The sequence below is a fragment of the Segetibacter aerophilus genome, from assembly GCF_007991655.1.
In the GTDB taxonomy this organism is placed as follows: Bacteria; Bacteroidota; Bacteroidia; order Chitinophagales; family Chitinophagaceae; genus Segetibacter; species Segetibacter aerophilus.
Genome location: NZ_BJYT01000007.1, coordinates 174363 through 197337, shown reverse-complemented (window position 1 = coordinate 197337; position 22975 = coordinate 174363). Strand labels below are relative to the sequence as shown.

The 22975-nt window shown below is 40.3% G+C and carries 17 protein-coding genes; 13 read left to right on the top strand and 4 right to left on the bottom strand.

The genetic code is table 11. The annotated features are described in order from the left end of the window. Positions 1–140: 140 nt before the first annotated feature. Together SAE01_RS11005 and SAE01_RS11000 are read right to left on the bottom strand one after the other, a co-directional pair. Positions 141–3302 (bottom strand): alpha-amylase family glycosyl hydrolase, encoded by a 3162-nt coding sequence (locus SAE01_RS11005; RefSeq protein ID WP_147203809.1) that lies wholly within the window; start codon positions 3300–3302, stop codon positions 141–143. A gap of 134 nt (positions 3303–3436) precedes the next feature. Beyond that, positions 3437–4186, bottom strand: coding sequence for an NUDIX hydrolase (locus tag SAE01_RS11000; RefSeq protein ID WP_147203808.1), 750 nt, complete (start codon positions 4184–4186; stop codon positions 3437–3439). 246 nt (positions 4187–4432) lie between these two features. Here SAE01_RS11000 and SAE01_RS10995 point away from each other — a divergent pair, with 246 nt between their 5' ends. The 12 genes from SAE01_RS10995 (at position 4433) to argH (ending at position 17959) form a co-directional block, all read left to right on the top strand. Then, positions 4433–7414 (top strand): TonB-dependent receptor, encoded by a 2982-nt coding sequence (locus SAE01_RS10995; protein ID WP_147203807.1) that lies wholly within the window; start codon positions 4433–4435, stop codon positions 7412–7414. Between the two features lie 385 nt (positions 7415–7799). Then, positions 7800–8501, top strand: a complete 702-nt coding sequence (locus SAE01_RS10990; protein WP_147203806.1) for a GNAT family N-acetyltransferase — start codon at positions 7800–7802, stop codon at positions 8499–8501. A gap of 35 nt (positions 8502–8536) precedes the next feature. After that, complete coding sequence (locus SAE01_RS10985; protein WP_147203805.1) at positions 8537–9739, top strand: argininosuccinate synthase; 1203 nt, start codon at positions 8537–8539, stop codon at positions 9737–9739. A 111-nt stretch (positions 9740–9850) separates the two neighbouring features. Continuing rightward, complete coding sequence (locus tag SAE01_RS24925; protein WP_246113211.1) at positions 9851–10225, top strand: cupin domain-containing protein; 375 nt, start codon at positions 9851–9853, stop codon at positions 10223–10225. 66 nt (positions 10226–10291) lie between these two features. Next, positions 10292–11371: an N-acetyl-gamma-glutamyl-phosphate reductase gene (gene argC, locus SAE01_RS10975; protein WP_147203804.1), complete on the top strand. Its 1080-nt coding sequence runs from the start codon at positions 10292–10294 to the stop codon at positions 11369–11371. A 31-nt stretch (positions 11372–11402) separates the two neighbouring features. After that, complete coding sequence (locus tag SAE01_RS10970) at positions 11403–11705, top strand: four helix bundle protein (RefSeq protein WP_218029133.1); 303 nt, start codon at positions 11403–11405, stop codon at positions 11703–11705. A gap of 122 nt (positions 11706–11827) precedes the next feature. Then, positions 11828–13003, top strand: coding sequence for an aspartate aminotransferase family protein (locus tag SAE01_RS10965; protein ID WP_147203803.1), 1176 nt, complete (start codon positions 11828–11830; stop codon positions 13001–13003). Positions 13004–13145: 142 nt separating this feature from the next. Then, complete coding sequence (locus SAE01_RS10960) at positions 13146–14126, top strand: N-acetylornithine carbamoyltransferase (RefSeq protein WP_147203802.1); 981 nt, start codon at positions 13146–13148, stop codon at positions 14124–14126. 131 nt (positions 14127–14257) lie between these two features. Next, the gene (gene argB, locus SAE01_RS10955; RefSeq protein ID WP_147203801.1) at positions 14258–15049 is read left to right on the top strand and encodes an acetylglutamate kinase; all 792 of its coding nucleotides are present in this window, start codon (positions 14258–14260) and stop codon (positions 15047–15049) included. Beyond that, positions 15049–16140: a M20 family metallo-hydrolase gene (locus SAE01_RS10950; RefSeq protein WP_147203800.1), complete on the top strand. Its 1092-nt coding sequence runs from the start codon at positions 15049–15051 to the stop codon at positions 16138–16140. Before argB ends, SAE01_RS10950 begins: the two co-directional genes overlap by 1 nt. After that, on the top strand, positions 16137–16601 hold the full coding sequence (locus SAE01_RS10945) for a hypothetical protein (protein WP_147203799.1): 465 nt from the start codon (positions 16137–16139) through the stop codon (positions 16599–16601). Before SAE01_RS10950 ends, SAE01_RS10945 begins: the two co-directional genes overlap by 4 nt. Positions 16602–16627: 26 nt before the next feature. Continuing rightward, a complete protein-coding gene (gene argH / locus SAE01_RS10940; protein ID WP_147203798.1) occupies positions 16628–17959 on the top strand; it encodes an argininosuccinate lyase in 1332 nt (443 codons plus the stop codon). Here argH and SAE01_RS10935 read toward each other — a convergent pair. After that, positions 17956–19728 (bottom strand): sensor histidine kinase, encoded by a 1773-nt coding sequence (locus SAE01_RS10935; RefSeq protein WP_147203797.1) that lies wholly within the window; start codon positions 19726–19728, stop codon positions 17956–17958. The genes argH and SAE01_RS10935 overlap by 4 nt on opposite strands. A gap of 232 nt (positions 19729–19960) precedes the next feature. Here SAE01_RS10935 and SAE01_RS10930 point away from each other — a divergent pair, with 232 nt between their 5' ends. After that, positions 19961–21178 carry an exonuclease SbcCD subunit D C-terminal domain-containing protein gene (locus SAE01_RS10930; RefSeq protein ID WP_147203796.1) on the top strand — a complete coding sequence of 406 codons (1218 nt, stop codon included), beginning with the start codon at positions 19961–19963 and terminating at the stop codon, positions 21176–21178. A gap of 19 nt (positions 21179–21197) precedes the next feature. Here SAE01_RS10930 and SAE01_RS10925 read toward each other — a convergent pair whose 3' ends face one another. Further along, positions 21198–22961 (bottom strand): ABC transporter ATP-binding protein, encoded by a 1764-nt coding sequence (locus SAE01_RS10925; protein ID WP_147203795.1) that lies wholly within the window; start codon positions 22959–22961, stop codon positions 21198–21200. Positions 22962–22975 lie beyond the last annotated feature (14 nt).

Genomic DNA, 22975 nt, shown 5'->3' with positions numbered 1-22975 from the left:
GTTTGGATCGAAATAATCGGATTTTGAAGAATACATCAAGCGCAACGTGACAAAAGAATAGTCTTATTAAGACAAGACTTCCATAAATATGTTGCATCTAATCTCTTGTTTTTGCCGGCCCGTATCGGTTCTACTCCTATTTAATGTTGTATAAGAAATTGTTTGACAAATGTTTTACCCCCTGTTTCAGCCGTAAGAATATAAACTCCTGAAGAGAGATTTTTAATATCGACAGGAATAGTCTTATTATCATTCAAAGGCTGAGTATAGCTTTTGTATAGTTTTCCCGCTGAATCTTCTATTTTAAAATGAATTGCACTTGATAAAACTTCATCTAACGAAAGGTATACCTGCGATCCTTTAGCTGGGTTAGGATACATTGAAAAAGCAGTACCGGAGGAAGAGGCATTAATCACAGCGACAGTTGAATAACTAAAGCTGCCATCCTTGTTGCTCATCTTTAAGCGGTAGTAAATTTTCTTTTTACTCTTAGTGGCCGCAGGATCACTATCAACATAACTATAAGTAATCTGAGCATCGGAAGAATTTTTCGTTATTACGGTGGCAATGCTATTAAAATCAACTCCGTCAAAAGAGCGCTCAACAACAAAATGTTTCACATTATCCTCGTTCGTGGTCAGCCATCCAAGCGAAATATTATTGGTGGTTCGTCTGCCATTAAATGATAGCAACTTTAGGGGAAGAACAACTTGCCTGTCAATGTAGACATGATATTCTCCCGGCTGTAAAGTAATAGCCTGGCTTGTAGAAGATATATTGGCGGTTGTACCTGTTGGTCCGTTTAGTCCTGTGCCCGCTCCATTGCTCACAAAGCTGTACCACGTACCAGTGGATTGGAAAGTAACTGTACGTGTCTGCGGAACCACATCAAAGTTTGCCACCACTGTTACTTTCATTCCGTTTGGATTGGGGTCAGCTATTTGAAACCGCTTGAAGTTCCCGTTGTTATCGTAGAAGTCGTAGGTGAAAGCCGTACTATTAAAAACAGTAGGATTTTGCAAGCGTACACGGATCAATTTCGAGTACACGTCAAATAACTTCAGACGATTAGGGTCCTGCATATACTCCCAATGGGGAGGTTTTGCAGATACTCTTCCGCCATTTGCATCGATCGATACATCATATCCTCTTTCTCCAAACTGCCAGATCATTTTTGGCCCCGGAATGGTAAAGAACAGGGCCGCAGCTGCTGCCTGCCGTTCCAAAGCAGTTGCCAGGTTTTTTACATTATAAGCACCTGAGCTGTTTCCAAAAGACAAGTTTTTAAACATCAACCGTTCTTCATCGTGGCTTTCCATGTAGCCGATTTCAGCAGGAGTTGTAAATGCCTCCTCTGCGCTGTTATAGACAATCTTTGAAAAATTTGAGTTGTCATAGCCCATCGTTGCCTGGTTATACGCGGGATTGTTGTTACCCCATAATAAAAATCCGTGGTTGGCGTACTCTTGCTCTTCCTGCCTTTGCTGGCCGAGGAATTCAATTATCATGTATGTATTGGGGTATTTGGGAACCACATAATCATAATAACGTTCAAGATTTGCTACCCTGCTGGCGTCATAATTTTCAACGGTAGTACCGTTTGAAGTAGTTTGTGTAAATCCTTTTCCAAGGTCGAGCCTATATCCATCCACCTTGTATTCCGACAACCAATAATCGAGCGACCTTTCCACCAGGTATTGGGTAGCTGTTGAGGTATGATTTAAATCTTCGAAAACACTGTAAGGGTGGGGCGCAGTCTGATTAAACCAAGGGCTATTTGCGGCAGGTCTGCCATTACTCCAATACATTTTTCCTTGTGGGGTAGAAGCAGCATCCATGTGGTTGTACACAACGTCCAAAATAACAGCTATGCCGTTTTTATGGCATAAATCAATAAACTCCTTAAACTTGTTCTTAGTACCATACGCCTTATCTAAAGCAAGATAAAAGGTTGGGTTATAACCCCAACTGTCATTACCGTTAAACTCATTTACAGGCATTAATTCAATTGCATTTATACCTAACCTTTTAAAATAACTAATGGTGTCAATGAGCATTTGGTAGTTTCTTGCATCTCCAAAATCGCGCACTAAAAGCTCGTAAGTAACCAGGTTTCTTTTATCTGGTTTTGTAAAGTTAGTCACCTGCCAATTATATGGAGCCTGGCAAGTCTGCAACACACTCATGATACCATTTTTTGCTGCAGATACATTATGGTTGGTGGGATATGGTTTTAGATTAGGATATGTTGCAGTGGAAATGTAGGGATCATTGTAAGGATCTAACACTTTCTCCGTGTAAGGGTCTGCTACATAAATAGAATCATCAACTCTATAGTTGTAGGCGTATTCTGTACCTGAAACAAGACCGTTGAGCGTAAGCCAATAGTAATCTCCATCAGGAGTCTTATTCATTTGAAATTGTGCCTTAGGCGTCCAATCGCTTCCTGGAAAATCCCCTACGACAACTACATTATTTTTGTTAGGTGCAAATAGGACCAATGTAGCAGAGCTACAGTTAGGATCGTAATTAATACCCTCTTTTACTCCCGCAGGCAAAGCTGCTATGGTGTTATCAGGGGTGATATAATAGTTTATAGTATCGTAATAGCTAACGCCTCCCGAGATATATTCCGCGATAAACTCCTGGTTGCCTTTAATAGAAGGAGTTGCGCTTCCGGTAATCGTTGTATTTCCGCTTACCGGCCCGCTGATTTTTGTGCCATTAAAATATAAATTAAGTACACCATCGTTTGCCGCAGCGACAGCAGTCACAGGTACAGGAACGCCCAGCCCGGATTTAATGTCTTCGTGCGTTAAAGAATAAGTAGGCAGTATAAAAGGCTGAGTGAACTGAATTCCTTTGGTACCGGCCGGATATATGGGGACGTAAATATCAGAGCCGTCAGCATTTCTTTGAACGCGGCTTCCTGAGGCATCTCTGAAAAGCAGCACAATTTTTAAAATTCTTTCGCCTGCAGGTACACCAAAATAAGTACGTGGGTTGTTGATAGTGAAAGACCATTTATTTGTTCCGGCAGGTGTCGCGGTTGGGGCAGTAGTAGTGGCCCACGTGGTTGGAACGTATTTCCAGTCTGATTGAGATGTGCTAAGATTGGTAATTACACCAAAATGCATGTAGACTGTGCCGGTATAATCCAGCAAGCCTTTGTTGCCTTTAGTTGCATCAACAGTAATTGTTATTGGAGATTGGTCAGAAGGAAATTGGGGAGACCAAGTTAGCAGCTGACTTTTCGCATTAATAATGCATACTAAAAAAAAGAGCGTAAATGTTGATCTCATATTCAAGTGTTTCGTTAGGCACACATTTAAAATGTGTAAATTTTACACAATATTAGGAATTTTTGTAAATGCCCAAACAAAAAAGGGTGTATTAAATTAATTTAATAGAAGTTGTAGGTTGAGGAGGCCCGGGATTAAAAATCAATGGCAAACCATTTCTTCTTATTCTTTTCGTATTTCTCGAAATTAAACTTGTACAATTTACCCGGCCGGTGAGGCACGTTTTCTTCGTATTGATCAAGATCAATTAGAAAGTCCATAGAAAAAAACTTCTTCCGAAAGTTCCGACGGTCAAGTTCAACGCCCAGTATTACTTCGTACAAATTCTGTAATTCCCGAAGTGAAAATTTCTCGGGCAAAAGGTTGAAAGCAAGGGGATGTTCCTGTATCCGTTTTTGAAGCCAGTTATAACTTTCATCCACTACCTCCTTGTGGTCGAAGGCCATGTCGTTAAGATTTTTTACGTTGTGCCAATGCAGCTCATTATCGTAAATCTTCAATTCGTGGTGTTTTATATTGAGGAGGGAGCAATAAGCAATCGTAATAACCCTGCCTCCGGGATGGCGGCTGGGACTTCCAAATGCTTTTACCTGCTCCAGGAAAACATCATTCATTCCTGTTCGTTGCAACAGAATTCTGTAAGCAGCCTCTTCCAGTTCTTCTGTCTCCTTTACGATATCTCCTAATAAGGACCATTTTCCTTCAAAGTATTGAAGGTCGCTTCTAATCAATAATACTTTCAGCTCGTTTTCTTCAAACCCGAAAATAACACAGTCAACAGTTATAGGCACTGCAGGGTAAGAAGCAACCAAAGCCCTTGCATCCGTAATCAACTTTCCATTTCTTCTTCTTAATAGAGGGCTTGTAGCATCAGTTGTATTCATACGACGTCGTTTTCCTTAATTTTTTTATCTAAGTATTTTGTCAACCAAATTCGGCTGTTAAAGTAAATCATTTTCTTAGTGTATAAAATACATATTGTGTTGCAAGGACAAGACTTTGTTTCGTAGGGTAATAGTTGTTTTAAATCTATTCTTTAGGTTAATCCATCGATAGCAGGTTTTTACCGTTTTCATTTTCTTAACAAAACGAATTCAACTACATTACACATCTTCAAATTAGACCGTATCATGAGAATTGTATTCTTACTTCTATTATTGCTTCCGTCATCAATGATAATGGCCCAGCCTAAAACTTCCGGCACTGTTAAAGGAAAATTGATAGACTCTGCTTCGCGGCAGAATTTAAAAGATGCAACCGTTTCTATATTAAATCCCCAGGACTCATCTCTTGTTAAGTATGGCTTATCTAAGACAGACGGAAGCTTTACAATTGAGAATGTGCCTTTTGGTTCCTATATATTTTATGTCACCTTCCAGGGATTTCTTGAAATACAAAAAAACTTTACTGTCAACGCTGAGAAGCCTGAATATAATCCGGGTACACTATACATGAGTTCGTTGCCTGCCGACCTAGGTAATGTAACTGTGCGCACGTCCCCTATAACAATTAAAGGGGATACAACTGAGTTTAATGCGAGTATGTTTAAGACAAAGCCCAACAGTACGGCGGAAGACATGTTGAAAAAGTTGCCTGGTGTTGAAGTAGATAAAGAGGGAGCTGTGACCGCCCAAGGGCAGTCAGTAACCAGGGTGATGGTTGATGGAAAACGGTTTTTTGGAGATGACCCAAAGATGGCGACCCGGAATATTCCAACGGACATGATAGACAAAATAGCTTTGATTGATGCGCAAAGCGAACAAAGTGCGTTTAGCGGTTTTGATGACGGAAACAGAGAAAAGGTAATTAATATCATCACCAAGAAAGACAGGCGAAAAGGTGCATTTGGAAAGGGAACAATCGCGGCGGGAGACAAGGGTCTTTACTCTGCCAACTTAAGTGTTAACCGTTTTAATGGCAACCAGCAGCTATCATTTATTGGCCAGGCAAACAATGTAAACAACCAGAATTTCTCAATGCAAGATATACTTGGTGCTACCAATAGTGGCGGCGGCGGTGGTAATCGTGGAGGTGGAGCAGGTGGCGGTGGAAATCGCGGAGGTGGAGCAGGCGGGGGCGGCAACTTTGGAGGTGGAGGTAATTTTGGAGGTGGAGGGGCAGGCAATTTTATTGTCTCAAGTCAGCCGGGAATTTCACGTACAATTGCGGGTGGATTAAACTATAACGACGCCTGGAGTAAAAAGACAACTGCCAATGGAAGTTACTTTTACAATAATGTAAGAACTACTAATAATTCAGAAAGGTATTCCGAAACCTTTAATACGAATGACTCTTCTACTTTCAATAGTAATATCAATTCTTCGCTTAACGCTAATAAAAATCAACGGGCAAATTTTGAAATAGAACATCGTTTTGATACAATGAATTCTTTGTTGATTAGGCCAAATATCAGTTACCAGGAATCAGATAATTCAAGTCAAACTACGACGCAGGTAACAAGGGGAAAGCTGGTATCGCTCAATAACGTTCAGTCGAGGACCAACTCACATAACAACGGCTATACTTTCAACAACATGATGTTGTTCCGGCATCGTTTTCAAAAGCGTGGGCGTACCCTCAGCTTAAATCTAACACAAGGAGCAAATACTAACGACCGCGTCTCTAATAACCTAAGTTACAATACAACAACCCGGGGCAGAGATACTACTGACCGCACAAGCACTACCAGCAGGGATGGAAAAAGTTTCGGAGGAACGCTTTCTTATACAGAGCCCATTAGTTCGACATCTCAACTTGAGGTGAATTATAACTATAACTATAATGGAAGTAACTCCGATCAAAAGACCTTTAGCTTAAACAAATCTAGCAAGCTCTATGATCTTGTAGATACAACTCTTACCAACTTATTTAAAAATACAAACGCTTCTCACCGCGTTAGCTTGAATTACAGACAACAGTTAAGTAAACTTTGGAACTATACGGTGGGGTTAGGTGTTCAACACGCAGAGTTAACCAGCAATAATATTACAAAGAGGAGGTTTCTTGCCCAGTCCTTTAATAACCTGACGCCAACGGTGGCTTTACAGTACAGCAAGAACAGGACGCAAAACTTCAGATTTTTTTATAGGGGTAATACGCAGCAACCTAATATTACCCAGTTACAGGATGTGCTGGATAAGGTGTCCAATGTTCTTTATCACACCATTGGTAACCCTGCTCTTAAACAAGCTTTCAACCACAATATCAACTTAAACTATTCGAGTTTCAACGTCTCCACTTTCAAGAACTTTCTGGTGAGCCTGAATGGAAGTGTAGCTACCAACAGAATTAGCAACTACAATATCATTAACTCCTCCAGGTCAAATATTATCCTCGCAGCAGAAAACGATACACTAACACCGGGAACACAATTTTCAAAACCGATCAATATTAATGGGGGATATAATATCACCGGGTTTATTAACTACGGCTTTCCAATAAAAACACCAAAATCGAACTTGAATTTTACGACTCGTGTCACAGTTAATAAAGATGCAAGTTTATCAAGAACGTACACCGAGGTAAATCCTAATGCGCAGGATGTAAAGATCTTTACCAATAATTACATTTTAGGAGAAACGGTTCGATTAACAATGAATCTACAGGAACGACTTGATCTCAACTTCTTTAGTACATCCACTTATAATATTGTCAAGTACAGCGCCAATGCAACAACAGCTAATCAAAATGCAAATTCTTTTACGCAGATCTTTTCTGTAGAGCCAACTTATGCTACTAAGAGCGGTTGGGTTTTAGGAACAGACTTTAACTATACAATGTATCGTGGTCAGTCTGCAGGGTTCAATCAATCAATACCCTTACTAAATGCAAGCCTTTCAAAAATCATGTTTAAGAACAAGCGTGGCGAATTGAAATTCAACGTATACGATTTACTTAACCAGAACAAAAGCATTACACGAACTGTAGATCAAAACTCTATCGTAGACACAAGAACACAGGTGCTAACACGCTACTTCCTTATAAGTTTTACTTATAACTTACGAAGGTTTGGAGCACAGCCTCAAGGCAACGGCAACAACCCAATGAGGCAAATATTCAGAGGCGGTGGCGGAATGGGAGAAATGAGAGGAATGCGTCCACCTAACCAATAAAATGCTAAATGATCCCTGAAAGAACCTCGCGCATGCGGGGTTTTTTGTTATCAAAAGGTTTGAACCTTTTTAGCAGAAGATTTTTTTTAATAAAAAATTATTACTGATAGAATTGAAAGTATTAATACTTTTACAACTTCAAATTTTTGTTCATTTTTTGATCGTACTAGGAAGTTGAAAAATTTTATCACCCACAATTATCTTTCTGCAAGCCACCCATCTCTTAGTGGTGCTGTAAATCATTTGGGTTCTGATCACTTCTTGTATCTTATCCGACGACCACGTATCTGAGATAGCACTATAACTTTTACTAACGTAAATGCAGGTGTAGTGTACCTGTTTTGGCACGATCTTCTTTACAATATTTCTTATAATTTTTATCAACGTGGATCAGCAAATTATAATCAGGGTAGCCGATAGTGGCGATGTTCATTACGCAGCGACTATAACCGACGAAATGGAATCTTCAGCTAAAGCCAGGGGAACCGGGATAGCTAAAAGAAGTCCGGAATATGTTGCTCAAAAGATGACAGAAGGTAAAGCTGTTATAGCAACCACAGCGGACGGTACGTGGGTTGGCTTTTGTTATATTGAAGCCTGGGGACATGATCAGTATGTTGCCAATAGCGGTTTAATCGTGGCTCCGGCATTCCGCAAAAGTGGCGTTGCAAAGCAAATCAAAAAAAGAATTTTTGATTTGTCACGTGAAAAGTATCCTACTTCAAAAATCTTCGGACTTACCACCGGACTTGCCGTGATGAAGATCAACAGCGAGTTGGGCTATGAACCCGTTACCTATTCTGAGCTAACAGATGATGATCAATTTTGGGCAGGCTGTAAGGCATGCGTCAACTACGATACCCTAATGAGTAAAGACAGGAAAAATTGTTTTTGCACAGCAATGCTCTACGATCCTGCAGACCATTATGAGCCTGAGGAAACTGCCGCTGATTTTAAGCAGAACTCAAACCTGTACGAACGCTTTATGAACGTAAAGAAAAGTCGTTTGCTAAAGCTTCTAAAGAAGAAAGACCCCCAGGTGAAAGCAAAATCGAAGCTGCTGCTAAGCCTTTTATTCAACATGTAATTCCTCACTCTAAATTTTTATAAACCATTTCTGAGATGTCAAAAAAAGTAGTTCTTGGCTTTAGTGGTGGACTGGATACTTCTTTCTGCGTAAAATATTTTACCGAAGAAAAGGGATACGAGGTTCACAGTATTATTGTAAACACCGGCGGTTTTACCAAAGACGAATTAAAGCATATCGAGCATCATGCATATGCTTTGGGCGTAAAAACCCATAAGGCCGTTGAAGCCGAAGAAAGCTACTACAACAGCATCATCAAGTACCTCGTTTTCGGAAATGTTTTAAAAAATAACACCTACCCGCTCAGCGTGAGTGCAGAGCGTTTGATACAAGCACTTCATATCTCGGATTATGTGCAAGAGTTAAATGCAGATGCCGTTGCCCACGGAAGCACTGGCGCTGGCAATGACCAGGTTCGCTTTGATATGATCTTTAACATCATGATCCCTGGTGTTGAAATAATTACTCCTATTCGCGACATGAAATTGAGTCGTGAAGCAGAGGTAGAATTTTTAAAAAGTAAAAATGTAGATATGAACTTTGCCAAGTCTGTCTACTCTATTAATAAAGGTTTGTGGGGCACCAGTGTTGGAGGCAAAGAGACCTTAAGTTCTTACGGCATGTTGCCCGAAGAAGCCTGGCCTACACAGGTAACCCAAACAGGAACAGAAGAAATTAAACTCCATTTTGAAGAAGGTGAATTAACCGAGGTAAATGGAGAATATTTTGAAACGCCGGTAAAAGCCATTCAATACCTTCAAAGCGTTGTCGGACCTTACGGTATCGGTCGCGACATTCATATCGGTGATACAATTATAGGCATCAAAGGGCGAGTTGGTTTCGAAGCCGCTGCTCCCATGGTCATCTTAAAAGCACATCATGCTTTAGAAAAGCACGTGCTTACTAAATGGCAACTGAACTGGAAAGACCAACTGGCTATTTTCTACGGAAACTGGTTGCACGAGGGCCAGATTATGGATCCTGTTATGAGAGATATAGAGGCCTTTTTGCAGAATACCCAAAAGAACGTAACAGGCGATGTGTTTGTACAGTTGAAGCCTTACCACTTTCACATCATTGGTATTGACTCCAAGTTCGATTTAATGAGTGCTAAATTTGGTAAATACGGCGAAATGAATACCGGCTGGACAGGCGATGATGTTCGAGGATTCAGTAAGATCTTTGGTAACCAAACAATGATCTGGCACCAGGTAAAGGATAGTACAAAAGAGAGTTAGAACATTTTGGTAGCCCGCCTTAGTGGTACTATCAAGCTTCGGTTGCGTCGCACTCTTGTACGTAAATCAATCTTTTCAGCTACTCTTTCACTTTAGTCAAAAACGTTTTTAGTGTTAAAAAACATTCAAACAAACCCTCCTCCTGCAGTCGTTTCAACTTCAAACGCGACCAAATATGTATGGGGTAAAAATTGTGAAGCCTGGAACTTATTGAACAACGACAGCCTGAGTATAAAACATGAGAAGATGCCCCATGGCGCTGAAGAGATTTTACACTATCACAAGCAATCACAGCAATTTTTCTACATACTAAAAGGCAGGGCAGTTTTCGAAGTAGACGAAGTAATCGTGATTGTACACGAGGGAGAAGGATTGCACCTTGAAGCAGGTCGACGACACAGAATAATGAATAAAGACGAAGGCGCACTAGAGTTCCTTGTTATCTCTCAACCCTCTACCAGCAGCGATCGCCATAACCTGGTATAGAAGGGTAACCGCGGCTAAAAATAGAAAGCAGAAGTTTTCTAAGACCATTGTTAACAATCAACTAATATGTTTTTAAGAAGAGATCATCTAAACAACTTTTTATACTCCCCTTTGTCGGGTGCAAACTCAAGCTCCCCTTTAGGGGCGGGGGGGCTTCGGGTTGGAATAATTGGTGGAGCCGGCTATACCGGTGGAGAATTAATCCGCATTTTGATCAATCATCCAAATGTTCAAATCTCTTTCATAAACAGTAAAAGTAACGCCGGCAAGCCTGTTGCTTCAGTTCATGCTGACCTATTGGGTGAGACTGATATAGCCTTTTCATCAGAACTCTCCAACGATATTGATGTTTTGTTTTTGTGCGTTGGTCATGGAGATGCGAAGAAATTTCTAGCCGAAGAAGCCCCATCTCTAAAGGGAGTAAAATTGATAGACCTAAGTCAGGACTTCAGGGTTGCTGCTAACGCAAACTTTGAAGAGAGAAGTTTTGTTTATGGCCTTCCGGAGCTAAATAAAGAACAAATTAAGTCGGCAGAGAACATTGCTAATCCAGGTTGCTTTGCTTCTGCAATTCAGTTAGGATTATTGCCGTTGGCAAAGGCCGGACTACTAAAAGAGATCTATACAACCGGCATTACCGGCTCTACTGGTGCCGGGCAAAGTTTATCAGCAACAACACATTTTAGTTGGAGAGCAAATAATATCTCGGCCTACAAAACTTTAACTCACCAGCATTTAAAGGAGATTACTCAATCGTTACAACAGTTGCAGGGATCTTTTTCAACTTCATCAGAAACAAAAAGTGGACTATACTTCGTTCCCTGGCGAGGTGATTTTCCAAGAGGTATTTATATCAGTTCTACTATCGATTGCAATCTTTCATTGAACGAGGTGAACCAATTATATAAAGACTTTTACCAGCATGAGCCTTTCACTCATGTAAGTGAGACAATGATCGATCTGAAGCAAGTAGTCAACACAAACAAGTGCTTAATTCATATCGAAAAAGCAGAAGAAAAAATTGTCGTACACTCAGCAATAGACAACCTGCTAAAAGGCGCAAGCGGGCAGGCAGTTCAAAATATGAATTTGATGTTTGGGCTGGAAGAGACGGCGGGATTGAGACTGAAGGGAGGGGGATTTTGAGTGATAAGTTGTAAGTTGTAAGTGATAAGTTATGCAGAACTATAAAGATTTGAAAGTTTGGGATAAAGCTCATCAATTTACTCTGAGGGTGTATGAGGTTACTAAAGGTTTTCCAAAGGAGGAAATTTATAGCTTAACCAATCAAATCAGAAGATCCTCTTCTTCAATTCCTGCAAATATTGCTGAAGGCTGTGGAAAGAATTCCCAAAGCGACTTCGCCAACTTCTTAAATATTGCCCTCGGATCTTCAAACGAAGCCGAATATTTTCTAATTCTTTCTAAAGACCGGGGCTATCTGAAGCAAAAAAACTTTGATATTCTATTCACCCAATAAATGACGTAAAAGGAATGCTTATTTCATTAATAGGAAAAGTTCAAGATAAACCTTCAAACCCTTATCCTAATACTTCAACCTAAACCTGACTTATAACTTATAACTCACAACTTAAAACTCCCATGAAACTCTTCGACGTTTACCCACTTAACAACATCACCATTACTAAGGCTAAAGGCTCTTATGTTTGGGATGACCAGGGAACAAAATACCTTGATATGTATGGCGGTCATGCTGTTATCAGTATTGGCCATACTCATCCTCATTGGGTGTTGCGAATTGAAGAGCAATTGAACAAGATTGCTTTTTATTCTAACTCCGTAAAAATCCCTGTGCAGCAACAACTTGCTGAAAAACTGGGTAAGCTAAGTGGTAAAGAAGACTACCAGTTGTTCCTGATAAGTAGTGGTGCGGAGGCAAATGAAAATGCATTAAAGCTTGCTTCTTTTTACAACGGCAAAAAGAAAATAATCGCCTTTAGTAAGTCTTTTCATGGCCGAACATCGCTGGCTGTTGCAGTTACAGATAATCCTGCTATTGTGGCTCCCGTTAACGAAAATGAGAACGTTATTTTTCTTCCTTATAACGATGAGAAAGCGTTGGAAGATTGTTTCGCACAAAGAGGTGACGAAATATCTTCTGTCATAATTGAGGCTATCCAGGGTGTTGGTGGAATTATACCGGCTACAGAAAACTTCCTTCAAAAGATCCGTTCCTTGTGCAATCAATATAATGCTGTTTATATCGCTGATAGCGTGCAAGATGGTTACGGAAGAAGTGGACAATTCTTCGCTCATGATTACGGACGAGTAAGTGCAGATGTTTATACGATGGCTAAAGGAATGGGCAACGGTTTTCCAATTGGCGGAATTTTAATTGCGCCTCACATTGCTCCAAAACATGGAATGCTTGGAACTACTTTTGGTGGTAACCAGCTTGCCTGCGCTGCTGCCCTTGCCGTGCTTGAAGTGATGGAAGAAGAGAACCTAATTGAAAATGCTCAAAAGGTTGGTAGCTATTTATTAGATCGTTTAGCTGCAATTACTGAAATTAAAAACGTACGCGGACGAGGCTTAATGATAGGCTTTGATGTGCCCGAAGAGTTAAAAGACCTAAAGAAAAACCTGCTCTATAAGCAGCACGTTTTTACCGGTGAGGCGAAGCCGAATGTTATACGATTGCTTCCATCTTTGGCATTAACTAAAGACCAGGCTAGTGAATTTTTAGAAGCACTTGAAGCAGAGATTGCTTCACTAACCGGTGCTAAAAAAGAAAGTGAACGAGCAGTAACGGTATAAATTTTAAAAGCAATCTTTTTAGCAGTAAAATTCGTTTTTGCCATAACGTTGAAAAGCCCATCAAAAGATGTAAAGTACAAGAGTGCGACGCAAGAATGCATCATTGGAAAACTACAATTGGCTACCTAAATAAAAATAAAAGTTGAAAAATTTCATTTCCGTTTCTGATGTCAGTGATATAAACGCTTTGGTCAAAAAAGCGTTGGAGTACAAGGCAGATCCGTTTAAGGATAAGGCACTTGGCGCAAATAAAAGAATTGGTCTTTTGTTTCTAAATCCAAGTTTGCGCACAAGATTAAGTACGCAGGTAGCTGCACAACAACTTGGAATGGAAGCGATCGTTTTTAACGTTGACAAAGAAGGTTGGGCACTCGAGTTTGAGGAAGGCGCCATTATGAACGGCACCACTGTCGAACACGTAAAAGATGCTGCCCCCGTTCTTGGCAAGTACTTCGACATTCTGTGTATCCGTACTTTTCCCTCGCTTAAAAACCGTGAAGAAGATTACAGCGAGATGTACATCAGCCAGTTTATTAAGTATGCGGGTGTTCCGGTTATCAGCCTCGAAAGTGCTACGCTTCATCCGCTGCAAAGTTTGACGGATATTATCACGATTAAAGAATATTTGCTTAACTCCCCTTTACGGGCTGGGGGTAAACCTAAGATTGTTCTTACATGGGCTCCGCATATTAAGCCACTTCCGCAATGTGTTTCCAACTCGTTTGCTGAATGGATAAATGCCTGGGGTGAAGCCGATTTTGTAATCACCCACCCGGAGGGTTATGAGCTGGCAGAGAAGTTTACAAAAGGCGCTACCATCACTCATGACCAGGATGAAGCGCTCAAGGATGCGGATTTTGTTTATGTAAAAAATTGGAGCGCCTATAATGATTACGGGAAGATGCATAGCAGTGACACATCATGGATGTTGACCAACGACAAGTTGCAACAAACCAACAACGCTAAAGTAATGCACTGCCTCCCCGTAAGAAGAAATGTAGAATTGAGCGACGAAATATTAGACGGTCCGAATAGCCTGGTGACACAAGAAGCATCAAACAGGGTGTGGGCTGCACAGGCAGTAATTAGTACCCTTCTAACCTCCCCGAAGGGAGGGATTTAAAGCTGCTTGATTAAACAAAATGGTGACTGGTTTAAAGAATATTTTTAGAGCCGACTCATTTACTACTATTACACATTGTTGCGTCGCACACTTGTACATTTGACTATTCTTCGACATATTGAAAACAAATAATGCAAGAACTATTCGTTATTAAGATTGGTGGAAATGTGATAGACAGCGAAGCCGGGTTACAATCTTTTTTAAAGGATTTTGCTGCAATTGAAGGAAACAAGATTTTGATTCACGGAGGTGGAAAGATTGCAACAAAAATGGGGGAGCAACTGGGTATCGAATCAAAATATATCAACGGAAGGCGAGTGACAGACGATGCAACCATAGATCTTGTAACAATGGTATATGGCGGGTTGGTGAATAAAAAAATTGTTGCGCAATTGCAATCCTTAGGTTGCAATGCAATTGGTTTAACCGGCGCTGATGGTAACATTATTCCTGCTACTAAACGTCCCGTTAAAGAAGTTGATTTTGGCTGGGTGGGAGATGTGGAAAGTTCAAAGTTGAAGGTTGAGAGTTTAAAGTTATTGCTTGATAGTGGATTAGTTCCTGCCTTTGCACCGCTTACTCATGATGGACAAGGTCACATCTTAAATACAAATGCAGATACAGTGGCTTCATCTTTAGCTGTTGCTTTGTCTTATATGTATGACGTAAGATTAATTTATTGTTTTGAGAAAAAAGGCGTGTTAGAAAATGTAGACGATGACGAATCAGTCATTAAAATAATTAATAAGAAAACGTATCAGCAATTATTGAGTGAACAGAAATTGTTCGCCGGTATCCTTCCAAAAATTGACAATGCTTTTGCAGCCATTGATGCCGGAGTAAAAGAAGTTCTGGTAGGGGATGCAAACGATCTTATTCAAAATACAACAGGCAAAACCAGCGGAACTCTTTTTATAAATTAATGGCAGCGGACTTACTATATAGAAAGGCAGTAAAACTTCTGCACCAGTTAATTTCAACTGCATCTTACTCAAAATATGAAGATGGAACTGCTACAATAATAGAAGACTTTCTTACTGAAAATGGAATTCAGAATAATAGACTTCTAAACAATGTATGGGCAGTAAATAAACACTTCGATGTAGCAAAACCAACTATACTTTTAAACTCACATCACGACACGGTAAAACCAAGCCCTCATTATACAAACGATCCGTTTACGCCTATTGTTAAGGATGGGAAATTATCTGGTTTGGGAAGTAACGATGCGGGCGGGTGCCTTGTAAGTCTTATTGCTACATTCCTTCATTTTCATAATACAGAAGATTTAAAATACAATCTAATTCTTGCGGCAACTGCTGAGGAAGAAATCAGTGGTTATGGAGGAATTGAGTTGTTGCTTGGAAACGACAAATTTGAAGAAACGTTACAGGGAAAGGAGATTGATTGTGCTATTGTTGGTGAGCCGACAAAGATGCAGTTAGCAATTGCTGAAAAAGGTTTGATGGTACTTGACTGTGTGGCGCAAGGGAAAGCTAGTCATGCCGCAAGGGAAGAAGGAGACAACGCAATTTATAAAGCTGTAAAGGATATTGAATGGTTTAGCACCTATCGGTACCCGAAAATAAGCGAGTGGCTAGGGCCGGTTAAGATGTCTGTAACTGTAATCAACACAGAAAACAAGGCTCATAACATGGTTCCTTCCAGCTGCAACTTTGTTGTTGATGTCAGAATTACAGAAGTGTATAGCCATGAAGAAATATTTGAAATCATTCGACAAAACGTATCATCGCAGGTGGCACCAAGAAGCATGCGACTTAGAGCTACAGGAATTAACATTAACCACCCTCTTGTTCAGGCAGGAATGAGTCTTGGAAAAACTTGTTATGGATCACCCACAAGTAGCGATAAAGCGTTAATGCCTTTCCCCGCCTTAAAGTGTGGTCCGGGCGATAGTGCAAGAAGTCATACAGCGGATGAATTTATATTTTTAAATGAAATAGAGGAAGGAATTCAAGGTTATATTTCCATGCTAAATAAGGTAATACTTTGATAAAACAGTTTTTGATAAAGAAGGTGTGTAGTGAAGCAAATCGTCCGCCTTATTCTTACAAAGTGGAAGAATATTTCGAGGAATTTGTTCACAATTATATTCTACAGCCTTTTAATATTATACTAAACGAAAAGTGGAAAGTTTTGCTTTCTATAATGCTGTTTAAGAAGGACGACAACAGTCCGCAGGGTGTCAACATTTACGAGGCGTCTTTAGTTGAAGAGGAATTGATTAAATATTATCCTGTTGCAATTACTCTTGATGATATTTATGCAAACGATAAACCTATGGAAAACATCGTTGGCTTGTATTATAAAATTATCAGCCTGTTTTTCCTATCCAACTACCCAGGTATCTCGCAACAATATATGCTTGATTTAAAGGAAAAATTAGACTGGGAATATTTGCTGTCTCTTACTTATCCTGCCCCATATTCTGAACAGAAATATGTAGGCGATTAATACATCTTGTTTCAATAATTATTACCATGAAGTTGTGGCAAAAAAATACAAATACGTCTACCGCGGTAGAAACATTTACGGTTGGAAATGACCGGGAGATGGACCTGTTTCTTGCACCTTTTGATGTTCAGGGATCACTCGCTCATATAAAAATGTTGGAGACTATTGACCTTTTAACATCTGAAGATTGGAAGGTTCTATCGGCAGAATTAAAAAAGATCTATAAAGAAATTGAAGCAGGGAATTTTACACTGCAGGATGATGTGGAAGACATTCATTCGCAAGTAGAACTATTACTGACAGAACGATTAGGTGAGGTTGGCAAAAAAATCCATAGTGGACGAAGCCGAAATGACCAGGTGTTGGTTGATCTAAAATTGTTTTTCAGAAGCGCTATTGAACAACTTGTACAAAACATAGAACACCTTTTTCAACTGCTTCAGCAGAAGAGCGAAGCCTTTAAAGAGAACCTGTTACCGGGGTATACTCATCTTCAACTGGCAATGCCTTCTTCTTTTGGATTGTGGCTTGGAGCTTATGCTGAAAGCCTCGTTGATGATGTCATCACCTTACAATCTGCGTACAAAGTAGTTAATAAAAATCCGCTCGGTTCTGCTGCCGGCTATGGTTCTTCGTTTCCTTTAAACCGTACGCTTACCACTCAATTACTTGGCTTTGAAGATTTAAATTACAACGTGGTGTATGCTCAAATGAGCCGTGGCAAAAGTGAGCGGATAGTTGCACAGGCCGTAAGCAATGTAGCATCAACTCTCAATAAACTGTCGATGGATTGCTGCCTCTACATGAACCAAAACTTTGGGTTCATATCCTTTCCGGATGAGCTGACAACCGGCTCATCAATCATGCCTCATAAAAAAAATCCGGACGTGTTCGAGTTGATTAGAGCCAAGTGCAATCAACTGCAAGCTTTACCAAACGATGTTGCTTTGCTTACAACCAATCTTCCCTCCGGCTACCATAGAGACTTTCAGTTATTAAAAGAATACTTGTTTCCTGCTTTTGTTACAATTAACAGTTGCCTTGATATGATGCACTTGATGATCAGTAACATGAAAGTGAAAGAGAACCTTCTCAAAAACGAACAATACAAATACTTGTTCAGCGTAGAAGAAGTAAATAAACTTGTTTTACAAGGAACACCTTTTAGAGATGCTTATAAAAAAGTTGGGCTTGAGATCGAAGCAGGCAAGTTTGAATATTCTACAACCGTTAATCACACGCACGAAGGAAGTATTGGAAACCTTTGCACCGAACAAATTAAGGATGCAATGAGGGCAGCGATCGATGCTTTTGAATTTGGAAAATATCACAAAGCAATTGAAGATTTGACTGCTTAATGAGCGGAACTGGCAGAAGCAGGTATAAGTATTTTTGAGTTAGCGACGGGCATTGTAAAATAGAATTTACTACCGACATTCAATTCGGTTGTTACCCAAATTTTACCGTTATTTTTTTCTACAAAATCTTTACATAATTGTAGTCCCAGTCCGGTTCCCCGCTCGTTATTAGTACCCCGGATGGTAAAGGTTTCAAACCTAAAGAGTTTCTCCACTATCTCTGGCTTCATTCCACTACCGGTATCTTTAACGCAAATGGTAACCTGGCCAGCATCTACGGTTGCGGAAACAATAATGTAATCCTCCTTGCTACAATATTTAATGGCATTGCCGATCAAATTTCTTATGACCAGCTGTATCATTTCAGCATCTACAAATACCCCCGTTTCGTCTTCTATTGTACTACTTAAGTATATTCCTTTTTGGGTTGCTTTTTGTTGATAGTATGCTATTTCGTGCTTTACAATTTTTCTAATGTCAAGGTTTCCAGGATTAATTACTTCTCCCTTCAGTTGGCTTTTCGACCAGTGCAGCAGGTTATCCAAAAGGCTTGACGTATAATTCAGGTTTTTAGAAAGTTCGGGCAAATAAGTTTTAAACTCTGTCTCAGTAATTACCTGTTCGTCTATTAGCCTAACCATGTCCATGATATTAATTAGTGGACTTCTAACATCATGTGCGATAATGGAAAAAAGACGGTCTTTTTGTTCATTGAGAGCGGCAAGCGAAATTGCATCTTTCTTGCGCTGCGTGATATTGTTGAAGATTAAAATGCACCCGCTATAATCAGATGTTCGGTCGGTAAGAACGTTGATGTCAACCTCATAATAGTTCTTGCTGCCGTTTTTCTCTATTTCAATCTCGATCGTATTTTTTCTTCTTTCCATTACACCCTGGTATAGTTGATGCGCAAGAGGAAACAGCGTGAAAAGTTGAGCGCCAATTATTTTTTCGGGAAGGTGAGATAAGACGCATTCCATTTGACTATTCTTATCGATGACCGTGTTATAGGAGTCCAGAACCAACACGCCATCCTGCATCGACTCGAAAATTTTTTCCCTTGCCTCAGGAATAATATCCAGCAGTTTATACCGGAGAAGACCAAAAGAAATGATGGTGGAGGTTGCAATAAATGCAAAAGGAGTTAAATCAATATTCTGTTCAGCCCTTACACCAAGCTTATAGAGGATATTAAAAATCCAGGGTATCACGAGCGCATAAAAAATAATCCTCTTCTGCTTTACATAGATACGATCTGCAGTTTTAAAAGCAGTCGCAAGCGAATAAATAGACCACGCAAGTGCTGCATAGAAATATGCGGTGAATACATAATACCAGAAAGAAGGTTCGATGGTAAGTAAAGGAAATGCACCACTACTATTAACGGATAATGATTTATAGTAATAATGATGGTAATCGTTTGTAAAAACAAGAACTAAAGTACTAACAGGTATAAGAGCAATCCACGCGTGGAAGGGCCTGATAACAAGCTTTTGCTTAAAAATAAAAACATGAATAAAAAGGAGCAAAGCTAGCGGAAGCAAAGTTATGCCAACATATTCCAGCTGCAGCCAGAACTTGATGGTTGAAAGGTTCGACGAGAACAATTCTCCTGCATAAGTAAGCGCCCACCATCCGGCCAGGCCGATGACGAAAGCAAAAGATCTTTCCGCGGATTTTAAGCGGGTATAAATAATTATGGACAATATTATGGTAGCGAGACCGCTGACCGATAATATAAGTGCATAAGGATTTAATGATAGGTGCATGTAGCTGAAAACAGAGTATTTGAATCGATAACGAATTATTATAATAGAAATTATGTGAGACCTCTGCGGTGGGAAGCTATGAACTATAATGTGCCCTTTTTGGCTATAGTTCAATCTTTTACTTTTGTTTAGCAAAACATTCAAAGCTTGCGAACATCGATATTATAATTTAGACTTCGGACGGGCTTTGACGACTAACTTTGCGCCTTACCGCCCGAGGAAGAAACCCAACATGAAAGTATTACACACAGCAGACTGGCACTTAGGCAAACGGCTTGAACAGTGCGAACGAACCGAAGAACACCAGCAGTTTTTAGACTGGCTGATCGACAAGCTTTCTGAACAATGTATTGACGTTTTAATCATTGCAGGAGATGTTTTCGATACAGGCACACCTTCAAATGCTGCACTAAAACAGTATTACGATTTCTTATGGAGGGTTAAAAATACGTGCTGTAAAGAAGTAATTATTATTGGCGGAAATCACGACTCTGTAACGACGCTTAACGCACCCAAAGACTTACTTAAATATTTTAGTGTGCATGTTGTTGGGGGCGTTCCTGACAACCTGGTTGACCAGATTATTCCTATATCTAATGCGGCAGGAGAACTTGAACTGGTCGTTTGTGCCGTGCCTTTCCTGCGGGACAAAGATGTGCGCTTATCTATTTCAGGAGAAAGTTCTTCTGATATGGAAGCGAGATTAAAAAAAGGAATTTGTGATCATTACAATGCTTTTAAAGAACATGTCGCTCCATACAAAGCCGAAGGAATTCCGGTGATAGCAACAGGTCATTTATTTACTGCAGGTGGAGCGAACTCGGAGAGTGAGAAAGACATTCATGTCGGTAATCTTGGCCAAGTTTGCGGAGACCAGTTTCCTGAAGAGTTTGACTATATAGCGCTGGGCCATTTGCATCGTCCGCAGGTGGTGAACAAAATAAACCACATTCGTTATTCCGGTTCGCCGATACCGCTAAGTTTCTCCGAGAACCAGGATGAAAAACTGGTTTTGATATTAACTTTTGAAGGTGGTAAGCTAAGCGAATTAGAAGAGTTCAATATTCCCTGTTGTCGTAAGCTAATTAGGATAAAAGGTAATTTCGAGACTGTAAAGAACAAGCTTATTCTTCTCGAGGACGACAAGCTCTGCTATCCTGCCTGGGTGGAAGTGCAGGTGGAAACCGATGGTTATATCCATGAGTTGGAAGACCAGTTGAATAAGCTTATTCATAAGAAAGTCTTTATCGAACGATTATTCATAAGTCAACGAAAATTAAAACCGCTTCTTAATTTGAATGAACAGGTTTCTGAAGCAATGACTCTCACAGACCTCGATCCTAAAACTGTGTTTAGAAAAAAGCTTCAGTCTGCCTATCCCCAGGGAGATGCCGATGACTTATTGCAAACGTTTGATGAGGTGATGGAACTGATGAGGCAGAGCGAGTAACGCTTTGTATGGAACACTTTTAACTTGCACGTTTTCCCTGCATCAACATTTCTACAGCATGATCTAAAGAACCTGCGGGAATTACATTGCCTGAGTTAACAAAGAAGATCTCGTCTGCTTTTTCAATAGTATTTAGTCGATGTGCGATAATAACACGAGTTGTCTGCTCAGGTAATTGGTCAAGGATTTCAGTTAACAAGTGCTCGGTAACCGTATCAATGTTTGCAGATGCCTCATCTAAAATCAGGATTTCAGGGTTGCGCAAAACTGCACGCATAAAGGCAATCAATTGTTTTTGCCCCAGGCTAATACTTTCACCACTTGCACTCACAGGGGTATCTAGTCCCTGCTCAAATACGGAAAGCAATTTTTGCAGATGCGACTCTTTTATGACTTCCTCCAGCTCTTCATTATTGTATTTCAACAACTGTTCGTTGCCATAGAGAAGGTTGTCTTTCACAGTGCCTGTAAATAAAATCGGTTCCTGCAGTATAAAGCTGATTTTTTTGGCTCTCTCTTCTGCACTGTACGTGCGGATGTCGCGGCCGTTAAGAAAAACAGTTCCGTGGGTAGGATCGTACAAGCGGGCAATTAGTGAAGCCGTGGTTGTTTTACCTCCACCGGTAGGACCAACGAGCGCATAGGTTTTCCCAGGCAACAGGTCGAAACTAACATGATGAAGAATCTCGCTTCCGTTAGGATAAGCAAACGATACATTCTGAAAGGCTAAGCCGGGTTTATGCAAGGCCGTTGTTTCTCCTGTGCTCCTATCAGTGAGGTTTGATTGCAGTGATAAGATTTGAGAAATCCTATCCCAGCCCGCCATGGCTACCTGGAAGCTTGTCCATAAAGCAGCAAGCTGGCGCAAAGGATTATAAAAATTAACGGCGTAAGCAAGATAGCTAACCAATAAACCAATAGTAAAGCTGCCGGTTGAAATAAGATAAATGCCTAAGGCAAGTACAATCAATTGAGCGAGACTCGAGAACAACCCATAAACCGGCAGGAAAACATTATTAGCCATGCCAGCACCAATAGCGGTATTGTAGTTTTGATGATTTGCATCATTAAATCGTTTAAGGAAATAATCGCGGCGATTGAAGGCAATGATCACCCTGAAGTTGTTCAGGCTTTCCTGAATTTCGGCGCTCATGCTTCCGACACTTTTTAGGTTCGTAGCATTCTTACGTTTCACCCATGGAGACACCATCATTGTAAAAATAAGGATCAGCAGTGCAGGCAATAAAGTAGCTGCCCCAAGTTCAATGTTAATGGCAAGTAAGAAAACTCCGGCGCCCGTCATCGTTACTATACTTCCGATAAACTGCATTAACGATTGCGAAAAAAACTGGTTAATCTTATCTGTATCGTTATTCAATCTTGAGATTAGGTCGCCTGCTTTGTTCTGGTTGAAAAAAGCAATGGGTAATTCCTGTAGTTTATTAAAGAGTGCATTGCGCAAAGTGAAAAGCGTTCTTTGACCCACACTTCCCATCAGCTTTGTTTGCATGTAGCTGGTTCCCAACGCAAGCAGGTACATGGCGAGTAAAATTCCACCGATCATTAAAACGCCGTTGTATTGTTTGGTTGTTACATACGCGTCAACTGCATGACCAATCAATAACGGACCAACCAGTTGAAGAGATGAATTGACAAGGATTGCAATCAATGCAATGATGAGGTTTCTTTTTTCGTGGGCAATGAGCGAGTACAGCTTTTTGACAGCCTTTAAAGAGGAGGTCTTTTGCTGCTGCCCAGAAAGTTGATTAATGTTATAGTTCATAAGTGAATGTCAAT